Here is a 13,593-nt window from a genome sequence, read left to right as displayed (position 1 = left end):
TCCGGTTACGACCGTTGTCAGCCACGTTGCTGGCACATGTACTGGCCAATCTACGGGTTCACCGCAAGAGGCCGACGGAGGGGCCCGACCGGGTGGCGGTTCGCGCCCAGCTCGGTCATTCCCACCGTACGGGTGGCCAAGCTCAGCCGTACGGCTGGTTATCCACAGGCCGATCCGGTGGCTGGCTAGTGAATCGCGGAGTTATCCACAGCCGCATCCCCAGGCTGGTGATCCACCGTCACGGACTGTGCGGGGCGGGCGGCGAAGCTGCGGTCAGCGGCCCAGCCGGCGGCGGACCATCCCCACCACCTCGGTGATCTCACCGATCCGCAGCGCCATGGCGAGGCCCAGGTAGGTCACGCCGATCACGCCACCGCCGATCACCAGTTGCAGGATCGCCTCGCCCCGGCTCGGGACGCCGTCGCCGGGGAGCAGTTTGACGACCAGCAGCCCGACCAGTGCCGCGCCGAGAGCGGCGACGAGGACCCGGCCGAGGGTACGCAGAATCTCGCCGAGCCCGATCCGGCCGACCCGGGGGCGGAGCAGCCAGGCGGAGCCGATCGCGGCCGCCAGGTAGGAGACGGCGTTGCCGATCATCATTCCGGCGGCGGCGAAGTGCGCGGCGAAGGCAACGAAGAGCACGATCTGCACACCGATCCGCAGCGCCACCACCGGAATGTTGATCAGCGCCGGGGTGCGGGTGTCCGGCAGGGCGTAGAACGCGAACGTGAAGAGTTGGCTGATGGCGAACGGCACCAGAGCGAGCGCGGCGAGCAGCAGCACCAGCGCGGTGTCGGAGGCGCTCTCCTCGCTGAAGGCGCCGTAGCGGAACAGCACCACCGCCAGCGGTGTGGCGAGCACCGCGTAGCAGACGGCGATCGGCGCGAGCACGGCCGAGACCGTTCGGGTGCCTCGGGAGAGGTCGGCGGCGACGTCGCCGTAGCGGCCATCGGCGGCGGCGGCGCTCATCCGGGGCATCAGCGCCGTGATGATCGATACGGCGATGATGCCGTGCGCCATCATCAGCAGCAGGAAGACGTTGTTGTAGATCAGCGCGCCCGCGTCCCCGTCGCCCGCGCGGTTCAACAGGTTGAACAGCACGATCAGACCGACCTGGCTGACCGCGACGTAGCAGAACATCCAGGCGCCGAGTCGGCCCAGCTCGCGGAGGCCGAGAGCGCGGAAGTCGAACCGTGGCTTCCACCGGAAACCGACCTTGCGCAGCGCCGGAAGCAGGCCGGCGGCCTGGATCGCGACGCCGAGCAGCGTGCCGCCGCTGATCAGGACGATCCGACCAGTGGTCATCTCCGCCGGCTGGACGATCTCCGCGCCGTAGATCGCGATGTAGATCCCGGCGGTGGCGATCACCACGATGTTGTTCAGGATCGGCGCCCACATCGGTGCGGCGAAGTGCCCCCGGGTGTTGAGCACCGCGCTGACCAGCGCGCTGAGGCCGGTGAAGAAGATCATCGGCAGCATCAGGTAGGACAGGTTGGTGACCAGGTCCTGGTAGTCCGTGCCACGGTTGTCGCTGGTGTACAGCCTGGTCAGGAGCGACGCGGCAGCCACTGCGATCAGCGCGGCCGCGGCGAGAGTGACCACCGCGAGGGTGAGCAACCGCTGGGAGTAGGCCTGACCGCCGTCCGCGTCCGCCTTGCGTCGACGTACCAGCACCGGGATCAGGACGCTGGTGAGGATGCCGCCGAGCAGGAACTCGTAGACCATCCCGGGCAGGATCTGCGCGGTGGTGTACGCGTCACCGACGAGCGCGCCGCCGAGCGCGGCGGTCAGCACGAGCGTGCGCAGGAAACCGGTGCCCCGGCTCACGAGGCTGCCGATCGCCATCACGGCGCTGTTCGCGGCGGCGCTCGTCTCCGCGACGATCTCCTGCGGAGGCGCGACGGCCTCCGCTCCCGGCTGGTTCAGCGGCTCCGCGGAGATGAAGGTCGCGCCGTCGGGCGGGGGCATGGCACCGTCCGGCATGGCGTTCGCGCTGCGGTAGAGCCCGCCGCTCATCTTCAGCCTCCCCGGATACCTCGCGCCGGGCGCCCGCCCGCACGTCACAGACCTTAGTCAACGCGAAGTCGTTACCCGCGCCCGCCGCAGGAGATCCAGACCCGGCCCGATAGTCTGGCGATCCCATGTCCGAAGCCTCCGCACCGCACGCCGCCGACCGCCGCGACCTCACCGCCGCGCAGCGCAACGCCGTCGCCGAACTCCTCCGCGTCTCCCCGGTCGCCGACGAGCTCGGCCGCCGCTTCGCCCAGGCCGGTCACGAACTGCACCTCGTGGGCGGATCCGTACGGGATGCCCTGCTCGGTCGACTCGGCGAGGACCTCGACTTCTGCACCGACGCCCACCCGGACGAGACACTGCGCATCGTCAAGGGCTGGGCGGAGGCGATCTGGGAGACCGGTCGCGAGTTCGGCACCATCGGCGCGCAACGCGACGGCCTCCGGCTGGAGATCACCACCTTCCGCGCCGAGGCGTACGACCAGGTCAGCCGGAACCCGGTGGTCGAGTACGGCACCAGCCTCGTCGAGGACCTGAAGCGGCGCGACTTCACCATCAACGCGATGGCGGTGAGCCTGCCCGAGCACCGGTTCACCGACCCGCACGGCGGCCTCGACGACCTCGCCGCCAAGGTGATCCGTACCCCGGCCTCACCCCAGGAGTCGTTCCGCGACGACCCGCTGCGGATGCTGCGCGCCGCCCGGTTCGCCGCGCAGCTGCGCTTCGCGGTCCACCCCGACGTACGCGCCGCGATGACCGCGATGGCCGCCGACCTGGACCGGATCACCGCCGAGCGGATCCGGGACGAGTTCACGAAGCTGCTCTGCGGCGCCGACGCGATCACCGGGCTGCGGCTGCTGGTCGACACCGGGCTGGCCGAGCGCTTCCTGCCCGAGCTGACCGGGTTGAAGCTGGAGATCGACGAGCACGCCCAGCACAAGGACGTCTACGAGCACACACTGACCGTGGTCGGCAACGCCATCGGCTTCGAGGAGGAGGGCTGCGACTTCATCCTCCGCATGGCCGCGTTGATGCACGACGTGGGCAAGCCGGCCACGAAGTCGGTCGGGCCGGACAGCCGGGTGAGCTTCCACCACCACGAGGTGGTCGGTGCCCGGATGACCAAGGCGCGGATGAAGGCGATGCGTTACCCGAAGGAGGTCACCGCCAAGGTGACCGCCCTGGTCTCGCTGCACCTGCGCTTCTACGGGTACGGCCGGGGCGAGTGGACCGACTCCGCGGTGCGCCGCTACGTCACCGACGCCGGCGACCTGCTGCCCCGGCTGCACAAGCTGACCCGTTCGGACTGCACCACCCGCAACCGTCGTAAGGCCGCCCAGCTGGCCGCCGACTACGACGCGCTGGAGGAGCGGATCGCCCGGCTCGCGGCGGAGGAGGACCTGGCCCGGGTACGCCCCGACCTGGACGGCAACGCGATCATGGAGTTGCTCGGCGTACCGCCGGGGCCGGTGGTGGGTCGGGCCTGGAAGTACCTGAAGGACCTGCGGCTGGAGCGCGGTCCGCTGGACCGGGACGCCGCGGAGGCGGAGCTGCTCCGCTGGGCCCGCGACGAGGGCATCGTCTCCTGACGGAGTTGACGAAGGGCCCCGAGGGGACGCGACGCGTCGACTCGGGGCCCTTCCTCGTGCTCAGGCTTCGACGGCGGGCTTCGCCTTGCCGTTGTCGGCGGCCGCGCCGAGCCGGGCGAGGAGCCCGGCCAGGTCGATGCCGGTGAGGTCGCTGCCGAGCTGCAGCCCCTGGGCCACGTTGCCGGCCACCGACTTGGTCAGCGACGACGCGCCGTCGGTGGAGATGACCGTCATCTTGTCGATGGCGCTGATCGGTGCGCTGGCCGCCTCGACCACCTGGGGCAGCACCTTGACCAGCAGGTCGAGCACGGCGGCCTCGCCGTACGCCGCGAACGCCTCGGCCTTGCGGGCCATCGCGTCCGCCTCCGCCTGACCCCTGGCGAGGATGGCCGCGGCCTCGGCCTGCCCCTCCCGCTCGACCGCCTCGGCGATCGCCGAGCGCCGCCGCTGCTCCGCCTCACCCTCCTTGGCGCCCTCGATCGCATTCGCCTCGGCCAGCGCGGCCCGCCGCGCGCGCTCACCCTCACCGGTGAGCCGGGACTGCTCGGCGGCGGCCTGGGCGGCGGCGATGACCGACTGCCGCTGGGCGTCGGCCTGCAGCACCGCCGCGTTGCGGGCCGCCTCGGCCTCCTGCTCCACCTTGTAGCGGGCGGCGTCGGCCGGCTTGCGGACCTCCGTGTCGAGCTGGCGCTGCTTGAGCTCGGCGTTGCGCTCGGCCACCTTCTGCTGCTCGGAGAGGATCGCCTGGTCGCGTTCCGCCTGGGCGAGCGGCCCGGCGGCGGCGGACTTCGCCTTCGCGGCGTCGATCTCGGCCTGGATGCCGGCCTGCTTGAGGGCGAGGTTCCGGTTGGCCTCGGCGATCGCCCCCTCGGCGAGCAGCCGCTCCTGCTCCGCCTGCTGGCGGGCCCGGGCCTCGGCGATGGCCGCGTCCTTGAGCACCCGGGCGGCCTCCGGTCGGCCGAGGTCCTGCAGGTAGGTCCCCTCGGCCAGGATGTCCTGGAGCTGGAAGGTGTCCAGCACCAGGCCCTGGTTGGTCATCGAGTGCTCGGCCTCCTCGGCCACCGCGCTGGCGAACGCGGCGCGGTCGCGGATGACCTCCTCGACGGTGAGCCGGCCGACGATGGAGCGCAGCGCGCCGGCGAGCACCTCCCGGGTGAAGTCCTCGATCTCGTCCTGCTGATGCAGGAAGCGCTGGGCGGCGGCGCGGATCGCGTCCTCGGTGCCGCCGACCTTGACGATGGCGACGCCGTGCAGGTCGGTACGGATGCCCTGCTTGCTCACCGCGCCCTTGATGCCGACGTCGATCCGCCGGCTGGAGAGGTCGAGCGACTGGAGCTTCTGCACCACCGGCAGGACGAAGACCGACGCCCCGAGCACCACCTTCTGTCCGGACATGTCCGTCGACCGGCTGCCGTCGGCGGTCTGCGTGGTGCGGCCCTTGCGACCGGTGACGATGAACGCCTCGTTCGGCCCGGCGACCTTGATCCGCGAGAGCACGAAGAGCACGAGGACGATGACGAGGAGGACGGCGCCTCCGATGGCGATGAGCAGGGGCATGCAGGTGTCCTGTCTGCGAGGGGGTTCGGTCAGTACGTCTCGACGTGCACGCTCGTCTCGCTGAGCGTCTGGACCACGAAGATTCGCGCGCCGACGGGGATGGGCTGGTCGGCGCGGGCGTTGAGCTTGACCGGCTGACCGGCCAGGCGTACCCGGACCTCGCCGTAGCCGTTCAGCGGCACCGGGGAGACGACCAGCCCGACCGAGCCGACGAGGTCGCTCCGGGTCGGGGTGGCGTCGGTCGGCATCCGTCGGGCGGCGCGGCCCAGCCGGGTCGCGACCCAGGCGAAGGGGAGCGCGGCGAGGGCCCCGCCGGCCGCCGCGGCGGCGACCGCGCCGGTGGTCCGGCCTCCGACCAGCTCGTTGACGATCGCGGCGCCGAAGCCGAACGCGCCCGCGAATCCGGCGACGCTCTCGATCGAGATCGGCCCGTCGACGTCGACGCCGCCGAAGTGGAGCAGTTCCGTGCCGAGCAGGGCGAGCGCCAGCACACCGAGGCCCGCGCCTCCGATGATCAGAAAGATGAACGTCCCCGTGGCCACGTTCGGCACGGTATCGACGTTCCGCAACGTGCCGGTCGGGGGAACCGCGCGTCGGTGAAGGCTGGGCGGACGGGATGCCCGCAGCAATCTAGCCATTGACAAGATGGGGGTCGGCGAGGCAATCTTTGCGGCGACAAGATGGAGGTGCCCATGTCCTCGGCAACCCTGACCACCGCCGGAATCCTGCTGATCACCGTCGTGGCCGTGTCCTACGGCGGACTGACGCTGCTCATGCACGTCGCCCGCCGCAAGACCGGATACCTCGACAACCCGGTGCGCCGCGGCCTCTGGACGGCCGGCCACGCCCACGCCGGCGTGCTGGTCCTCTTCGCGCTCGCCGTCCTGCCCTACGTCGACCAGGCCGACGCCTCCGACGGCACCCGCACCCTGATCCGGGCACTGCTGGTCGCGCCGCCGATCCTGATGCCGCTGGGCTTCTTCCTCTCGGTCGTACGCCCGCAGGACACCCGCCCCAACAAACTGATCTGGCTGACCGTCGCCGGTGGCGCGAGCCTGGTCGCCGGTTCGCTGCTGCTCGGGATCAACCTGCTCTGACCCGACGTGGCGGGACGGCCGGCGGTCCCGCGCGGCGAGGTTGTCGTACCGCCACGGAGAATGGACGGATGCGCTGGACCGTGCTCGACTCACCGATCGGGGAGTTCTCCGTGGCCACCGACGCGACAGGCGTCTGCGGGACGGCCTTCGCCCGGGTCGAGGGGGCCGTCGACGAGCCCGACCACGAGCTGGCCCGGCAGGCGGTCGCCGAGCTGCGGGCGTACTTCGCCGGCGAGCTCACCGACTTCGCGGTGCCGGTCAGGATCCCGCGCGGCTCCGACTTCGAGCGGGCGGTGTGGCGGGAGATGGTGGGCATCCCCTACGGCGAGACGCTGACCTACGGCGAGGTGGCCCATCGGGTCGGCGACCCCGGCGCCGCCCGGGCCGTCGGGGTCGCCTGCAACCGCAACCCGATCCCGGTGATCGTGCCGTGCCACCGCATCGTCGGTGCCGGTGGGAAGCTGGTCGGCTTCGGCGGCGGGCTCGACCGCAAGGTGCACCTGCTGGAGCTGGAGGCCCGGTTCGCACTGCAACGCGCCTGGTCCTGACCACCGCGAGGAGCGCCACTGCCTCGTTGCCCCGCTTTCACCCACTCTCGGCGAATCGAACGGCCCGGCTCGACGGCGTGACCTCCTAGTGCCCGGTCATCGCGGGGCGGGCCGGACGCAGCGAGGGCCGGGTCCGCACGGACCCGGCCCTCGCTGCGTTGCTGAGGTCAGCGCGTCAGCGCTCGATCTCACCGGCGATGAACGCCTCGACGGCGGCGTGCGCGTCGTGGTCGGCGTACTGCACCGGCGGGGACTTCATGAAGTACGAGGAGGCCGAGAGGATCGGGCCGGCGATCTTCCGGTCCAGGGCGATCTTCGCGGCGCGGACCGCGTCGATGATGACGCCGGCCGAGTTCGGGGAGTCCCACACCTCGAGCTTGAGCTCGGCGTTCAGCGGGGTGTCGCCGAAGGAGCGGCCCTCCAGGCGGATGTACGCCCACTTGCGGTCGTCCAGCCACGGCACGTGGTCCGACGGGCCGATGTGCACGTCGCTCTTCTGCATCTCGTGCGGGATCTGCGAGGTCACCGACTGGGTCTTCGAGATCTTCTTCGAGACCAGGCGGTTGCGCTCCAGCATGTTCATGAAGTCCATGTTGCCGCCGAAGTTGAGCTGGTACGTGCGCAGCAGCTCGACACCGCGGTCCTCGAAGAGCTTCGCGAGCGCGCGGTGCACGATGGTGGCACCCACCTGGCTCTTGATGTCGTCACCGACGATCGGCAGACCGGCGTCGGTGAACTTCTGCGCCCACTCCGGGTCGGAGGCGATGAAGACCGGTAGGGCGTTCACGAACGCGCAGCCGGCGTCGATCGCGGCCTGGGCGTAGAACTTGTCGGCCTGCTCGGAGCCGACCGGCAGGTAGGAGACCACGACGTCGACCTGCGCGTCGCGCAGCGCCTGCGCCACGTCGACCGGGGTGGCGTCCGACTCCTGGACGATCTCGCGGTAGTACAGGCCCAGACCGTCGAACGTCGGGCCGCGCTGCACGGTGACGCCGGTCGGCGGCACGTCGCAGAGCTTGATGGTGTTGTTCTCGCTGGCGACGATCGCCTCCGCGAGGTCCATGCCCACCTTCTTGGCGTCCACGTCGAACGCCGCGACGAACTCCACGTCGGAGACGTGGTAGTCGCCGAAGGTGACGTGCATGAGACCCGGGACGCGGTCGTTCGGGTCGGCGTTCCGGTAGTACTCGACGCCCTGCACGAGGGACGAGGCGCAGTTACCCACACCGACGATGGCGACGCGGACGGAGCCCATAGCGTCTGCCTCCTTCTTTTTCATCACGGCCGCTCTTTCCTGGACTCTCCAGGCGGGGGCGGGCTGATCTCTTCTCGTCGGCCGCCGGCCGTCCCGGTTCGCGGGACCGTCGGGGCACGGCCGGAGCGCTCGTTGGCGATGAGCTCCTCCAGCCAGCGGACCTCGCGCTCACAGGCATCAAGTCCGTGGCGCTGCAGTTCCAAGGTGTATGCGTCGAGGCGCTCGGCAGCCCGTGCCAGCACGTCGCGAAGTCCCTCGCGACGCTCCTCGATCTTGCGGCGGCGACCCTCCAGGATGCGGAGGCGGGTCGCCTGGTCGGTCCGGGCGAAGAACGCGAAGTGCACGCCGAAGCCCGTGTCGTCGTACGTCTCGGGCCCCGTCTGTGCGATGAGCTGGGCGAAGCGTTCCTTGCCCTCCGCGGTGATTTTGTAGACCACCCGACCACGTCGGCTGGTCAGCGCGGGGATCTCCTCGGTGGTGGCGGGTGACTCGGCAGCTTCGGTGATCCAGCCCGCCGCCTGCAGCCGGCGCAGGGTCGGGTAGAGCGAGCCGTAGCTGATCGCCGCTCGGATCGCGCCGAGCTTGGCAGCCAACTCCTTGCGCAGCTCGTAGCCGTGCATCGGAGACTCCTGCAGGAGGCCGAGGATGGCGAGCTCGAGCACGGGCCACCCTCTCTTACCCCCTGCGCGGATTGACAACCGCCGCGATGTATCGGACCGATACATCGCACGTTAGTCGTTGACTCCGATCAGGGCAAATCCCGAATTCGGGGTCCCTCAACTACGGATAGTGACCCCGGTCGCCTCGGTCGGCCGGAGCGCGTACCCTTCTCCGCATGCGTACGCAGCGCCAGGTCGTCGACTACTCGCTCCGGAAGCGAGCGGTGCTGCGTGAACTCCTGGCCGGCCGGGTCGGCACGTACGACGTCTGCGACGCCTCGCCGTACCTGAAGAACGCGGCTCGGTTCCACGGTGAGCCGACCGACGAGCGCTGCCCGATCTGCCGGAGCGAGAACCTCATCCACGTCCACTACATTTACGGCGACGAACTCAAGCAGTCGGCCGGGCAAGCCCGCACACTGGCGGAGCTGCCCGTGCTGGCGATGACGCTACGTGAGTTCCAGGTGTTTGTGGTGGAGGTGTGCCTCGGCTGTGACTGGAACCATCTCGTCGAGCAGTACCTGCTCGGCCGGGACGGCCTGGCCGAGGCCGGATCGGAGGCCGAAGCGGTGGGTGGCGATGCCTCCGGCCCGGTGCACCGAAGGCGAGAGGCCCAACGGTGAGTCCAAACCGGTCGCCCGTTCCCGGCGTCACGCAGGATCGCCAGGGTGGACGACGGTGATTGGTCCGATAGGCCCGATTGATCGGGAAACGACGTCACGCGTCCGGCACGTTCGTGTCGTGGAAACGCGTGAATCAGCTCACGGCAACCCGGTGGTGGCGCAGCGGTGCCCCACCGCGACCGGCAGGGTGTGAGGAATGAACTCGTACGGCGATCCCAGTTCGCGCGGGCGGGCACAGATCCCGAATCCGAGCGGAGGCCCCGGGCGGGGAGCGGACGACGGCTACCGGCGGCCCGGTGAGGACGCGCGCGGTGACGGCTGGTCGGCCCCGGAGGCATCCGCCTCCCCCGGACGCGCATCGGTGACGCCACGCGGCACGAGCTCGGGCGGGCGGGCCTCCGTCTCGCCGCGGGGCGGTGCCTCGGGCGCGGCGTCCGTCGGCTCGGCCTCGGTCGGTTCGGCGTCGACAGGTCGCTCCGGCCGGGCGTCGGTCCCGGTCTCACCGGCACCGGGTGGCGCGTCCGGTCGTGGAGGCGCCGGCCGGGCCTCGGTTCCGGTCTCCCCGGCCGGACCGGCAGGTCGGGCCAGCGTCGGCGCCGCAGCCGTGGGCGCGGCCTCCGCCGGGCGAGCGAGCGTGGGATCGGCGTCGGTCGGCGGTCGGGCCTCGGTGGCCCGGGCGAGCGTTCCGCCGGGCGCGGGTGGCCCGGGCGGCCCCGGTGGGCCCACCGGACCGCGTCGCAGCCGCGGTGCGGGTGACTCCGCCGCCGCGGCGCGGGCGAAGAAGCGCAAGCGGATGAACATCATCATCGCCGGGTTCGCGGTGCTCATCATGCTCGCCGGCATCGGCGTCGTGGGCTTCACCTACTACTCCACCAACGTGGTGCTGCCCGAGGCGCTCAACCCGCCGCAGGCGACCACGCTCTACGCCGCCGACAACAAGACGATCATCGCGAAGGTCGGCCAGGAGAACCGGACCCTGGTCACCATTGACCAGATCCCGAAGTACGTGCAGGACGCGGTGGCCGCGGCCGAGGACCGGAACTTCTACCGGCACTCCGGTGTGGACTACAAGGGCATCGCCCGCGCCGCCTGGAACAACTTCACCGGCGGCGACAAGCAGGGCGCCTCGACGATCACCCAGCAGTACGCGCGCAACGCGTACGACAACCTGAAGGACGACACGTACGCGCGGAAGGTGAAGGAGGCGATCTTCGCCTCCAAGCTCAACGATCAGTTCTCGAAAGAGAAGATCATGGAGCACTACCTCAACGTGATCTACTTCGGCCGGGGCGCGTACGGCATCGAGGCGGCGGCGCAGACCTACTTCGGCAAGTCGATCAGCAAGGTCACCCCGGCCGAGGGCGCCGTGCTGGCGGCGCTGATCAAGCAGCCGGAGCCGAGCGCCACGCACCAGGGTTACGACCCGGCGATCAACGAGGTCGACGCGAAGGGCCGCTGGGACTACGTCATCAAGGGCATGGTCGAGGAGGGCTGGCTCAACGCCCCGGGCAAGGAGCCGGCACCGACCGAGTATCCGACGAAGACCCTCAAGCCGCCGAAGAAGGGTGGGGTCGGAATCGACTTCGGCATCAACACCCCCTACGGCAACGTGATCAACTACGTCCGGCAGGAGATGCGGGAAAAGGGCATCTGTGTCGAGGACGAGGCGTCCGCCACCGAGGCCAAGCCGCTCTGCTCGCAGGCGATGATGTCCGGCGGTTACCGGATCCGCACCTCGATCGACACGAAGATGCAGCAGGCGGCGCTCGAGGTCGCCCAGCGGAAGACCAAGGGCTCGGAGCTCGCCGGCCAGCCGTCCAACCTGATGGCCGCGGTCGTGGCCGTCAACCCGAAGAACGGCCGGGTGCTCGCCTACTACGGCGGTGACACCGGCGTCGGTACCGACTACGCCGGCAAGAACACCGACACCATGGGCAACGTGACGGGTGGCCACTCGCCCGGCTCCAGCTTCAAGATCTACACGCTGGCGGCAGCGCTCAAGGCGGGTAAGTCCCTCCAGTCGCGCTGGAAGGGCAAGGGCTTCACGCCCGAAGGCGTGGAGTTCAAGGTCAGCAACGCGGGCAACGACAACCCGAGCTGCGGAAACTCCTGCACGCTGCGGGAATCCACGCTGATGTCGCTCAACGTGCCGTTCTACTACGTCACCGAGGAGATCAAGCCGGACAAGGTCATCGAGATGGCCCGGGACGCCGGCGTCACCACGATGTGGCGTACCGACACCAGCCCGCAGAAGCCGTACGACCTGGTCAAGTCCGACCCGAAGGACATCGCGCCGTCGCCGTTCTTCAACGTGCTCGGCTACGGCCAGTACCCGATCACCGTGCTGGACCACGCCAACGGCATCGCCACCTTCGCCAACGGCGGCGTCTACAACAAGGCGCACTTCCTCGTCTCGGTGCAGCAGCAGGACGACAACGGAAAGTGGAAGACGGTCGGCGGCGAGAAGCTCGATCCGAAGCAGCGGATCGACAAGGACATCGTGGCCGACGTGACCTCCGTCCTGGAGGACTACCCGGCCCGGACGCACCACGAGCTCGCCGACGGCCGGAAGGCGGCCCAGAAGACCGGAACGTGGGAGCAGAAGGCGGACAGCCCGGAGAACGGCGACGCCTGGATCGTCGGCTACACCCCGCAGATCGCCACGGCCGTCTGGGTCGGCAACGTGAAGGATCGCAAGGCGCTGAAGACGAAGGACGGCACCCGGATCAGCGGTGGTGGTCTGCCCGGTGAGATCTGGGAACGGTTCATGAACAAGGCGCTGAAGGGCCAGGACAAGCTGGACTTCCCGCCGGCGGCGAACGTCGGTGACAAGGAGTCCGGCAACGGCGAGATGCCCGCGCCGCCGCCGACCCCGCCCGACCAGCCGTGCAACGACCCGTTCGGCGTGCTCTGCCCGCCCAACGGCGGCGGCAATCCCGGTGGCGGCAACCCCGGCGGCGGTAACCCCGGTGGGGGCAACCCTGGCGGCGGGAATCCGCTCTTCCCCGGCGGTGGTGGCCGTGGGGGTGGACTGCTACCGAGCACACCCCCGGATCGCTACTGACCCGACCTGACGCCGCCGGCGGCCGGACCTCTCTCCGGCCGCCGGCGGCGTTTCACGTGCTGGGGAGGCGAGCGCGACGGGTCGCTCGGGGGACGATCAAGGGGAGTCGACGACGCCCGGCAGTTGACGGGCGGCTTCAACCGGTAAGGATCTGAAGCAGTTGCAGGGCTCGGGTGGTCTCCGTCAGGGCTCGCTGCAGGGCCTCGACCGCCTGGAGGTTCACCGGCACGTCGACAGGTGCCGTGAGCTCCCCCGGTCGCCCGGTGAGCCGGCTCTCCAACTCGTGCACCTCCTGCCCGGCGTCGATGCCCAACTCGTCGCGCAGCGTCGCTCGCAGTCGGGCCAGGACCTGCAGCGACTCGGCGGTCCGGGAACCGATGTGCAGCGCCTCCGCCAGGTGGCAGTGCAATTTCTCGTGATACGGATATTGCCTCGCCCAGGCATGGAGGTCGGGAATCATCACACTGTGGTGACCGCGGGCGAATTCAAGCGTGACGAGGCGCTCGACGGCCCGCAGTTTGGCCTCCTCCCAGGCGGACTTCTCCGCGTTCAAGGTGGGGGAGGTGATGTCCTGAATGGCGGGGCCACGCCAGAGGGAAAGGGCGTCCCGCAGGAGCCCGATGGCCCGTTCGAATTCACCGCCGTGACTCGTCGAATTCGCCTGCGCGCAGATCGCGCGGAACCTGAATGCGTCCACCCGTTCCTCGGCCGCTTCCAGCACGTAACTGGTGCCGTGCCGGATGATCCGCTGTCCGGCGTCGTCGAGCGCCAGCATCGAGCGGAGTTGACCCAGCCGATTCTGTACCTGTTGACGGGCGGTCACCGGCGGTTGCTCGTCCCAGACGACATCGATCAGTCGATCGATGGGGACCGCCCGATTGACATTCAGGATGAGTGCGGCGAGTAGTTTCCGGTTGCGGTCTCCGGAAAGATGGATAGCGGACGGCCCGGATCTGATCGACAGGGGGCCGAGGATGCCGAACTCCATTTTCTTCCCCCGAGTGCTGCTAATTGCGCTTGCACAGAATAGCCGGGTTTCGATCCTTGTCAAGAGAACCGATTTGGGCTCTCCTACCCTTTCAGGACGTACGCCCCCGATTTCGGTTATCGCCACTTGTGTGATCCGCCCGGACGCGACGTGCCGCTCGGGTGCGGTCTCGCCGTGAACGGAGGACGCGCGGGCGGACG

At 69.8% G+C, this 13,593-nt stretch carries 11 protein-coding genes; 5 read left to right on the top strand and 6 right to left on the bottom strand.

The window, feature by feature from the left end; translation table 11 throughout:
* Positions 1-273 precede the first annotated feature (273 nt).
* Entirely contained in the window at positions 274-2,016 is a 1,743-nt protein-coding gene (gene murJ, locus D7147_RS28350; protein WP_120683075.1) for a murein biosynthesis integral membrane protein MurJ, read from the bottom strand.
* Positions 2,017-2,141: 125 nt separating this feature from the next.
* Between murJ and D7147_RS28345 the strand changes: the two genes are divergently transcribed.
* The gene (locus D7147_RS28345; RefSeq protein WP_120683073.1) at positions 2,142-3,602 is read left to right on the top strand and encodes a CCA tRNA nucleotidyltransferase; all 1,461 of its coding nucleotides are present in this window, start codon (positions 2,142-2,144) and stop codon (positions 3,600-3,602) included.
* Between the two features lie 60 nt (positions 3,603-3,662).
* Here the strand turns inward: D7147_RS28345 and D7147_RS28340 are convergent, their stop codons facing one another.
* Both D7147_RS28340 and D7147_RS28335 read right to left on the bottom strand, forming a co-directional pair.
* Positions 3,663-5,159 carry a flotillin family protein gene (locus D7147_RS28340; RefSeq protein ID WP_120683071.1) on the bottom strand — a complete coding sequence of 499 codons (1,497 nt, stop codon included), beginning with the start codon at positions 5,157-5,159 and terminating at the stop codon, positions 3,663-3,665.
* A 29-nt stretch (positions 5,160-5,188) separates the two neighbouring features.
* Positions 5,189-5,701: a hypothetical protein gene (locus D7147_RS28335; RefSeq protein ID WP_407663396.1), complete on the bottom strand. Its 513-nt coding sequence runs from the start codon at positions 5,699-5,701 to the stop codon at positions 5,189-5,191.
* A gap of 150 nt (positions 5,702-5,851) precedes the next feature.
* Between D7147_RS28335 and D7147_RS28330 the strand changes: the two genes are divergently transcribed.
* Both D7147_RS28330 and D7147_RS28325 read left to right on the top strand, forming a co-directional pair.
* Entirely contained in the window at positions 5,852-6,256 is a 405-nt protein-coding gene (locus tag D7147_RS28330) for a hypothetical protein (protein ID WP_120683067.1), read from the top strand.
* 68 nt (positions 6,257-6,324) lie between these two features.
* On the top strand, positions 6,325-6,804 hold the full coding sequence (locus D7147_RS28325) for a methylated-DNA--[protein]-cysteine S-methyltransferase (protein WP_120683065.1): 480 nt from the start codon (positions 6,325-6,327) through the stop codon (positions 6,802-6,804).
* 175 nt (positions 6,805-6,979) lie between these two features.
* Here D7147_RS28325 and D7147_RS28320 read toward each other — a convergent pair whose 3' ends face one another.
* Entirely contained in the window at positions 6,980-8,059 is a 1,080-nt protein-coding gene (locus D7147_RS28320; protein WP_120683063.1) for an inositol-3-phosphate synthase, read from the bottom strand.
* Between the two features lie 23 nt (positions 8,060-8,082).
* Positions 8,083-8,721: a PadR family transcriptional regulator gene (locus D7147_RS28315; RefSeq protein WP_120683061.1), complete on the bottom strand. Its 639-nt coding sequence runs from the start codon at positions 8,719-8,721 to the stop codon at positions 8,083-8,085.
* Between the two features lie 173 nt (positions 8,722-8,894).
* On the opposite strand from D7147_RS28315, the gene D7147_RS28310 reads away from it, so the two are divergent.
* Positions 8,895-9,341, top strand: coding sequence for a DUF5318 domain-containing protein (locus tag D7147_RS28310; protein ID WP_120683059.1), 447 nt, complete (start codon positions 8,895-8,897; stop codon positions 9,339-9,341).
* A gap of 196 nt (positions 9,342-9,537) precedes the next feature.
* Entirely contained in the window at positions 9,538-12,405 is a 2,868-nt protein-coding gene (locus D7147_RS28305; protein ID WP_120683057.1) for a transglycosylase domain-containing protein, read from the top strand.
* A 136-nt stretch (positions 12,406-12,541) separates the two neighbouring features.
* Here D7147_RS28305 and D7147_RS32215 read toward each other — a convergent pair whose 3' ends face one another.
* The gene (locus tag D7147_RS32215; protein ID WP_158609405.1) at positions 12,542-13,393 is read right to left on the bottom strand and encodes an AfsR/SARP family transcriptional regulator; all 852 of its coding nucleotides are present in this window, start codon (positions 13,391-13,393) and stop codon (positions 12,542-12,544) included.
* Positions 13,394-13,593: the final 200 nt, after the last annotated feature.

The sequence above is a fragment of the Micromonospora musae genome, from assembly GCF_003626545.1.
GTDB lineage: Bacteria > Actinomycetota > Actinomycetes > Mycobacteriales > Micromonosporaceae > Micromonospora > Micromonospora musae.
The sequence above is the reverse complement of the archived record's forward strand: the minus strand, read 5'-3'. Positions and strand labels throughout refer to the sequence as shown.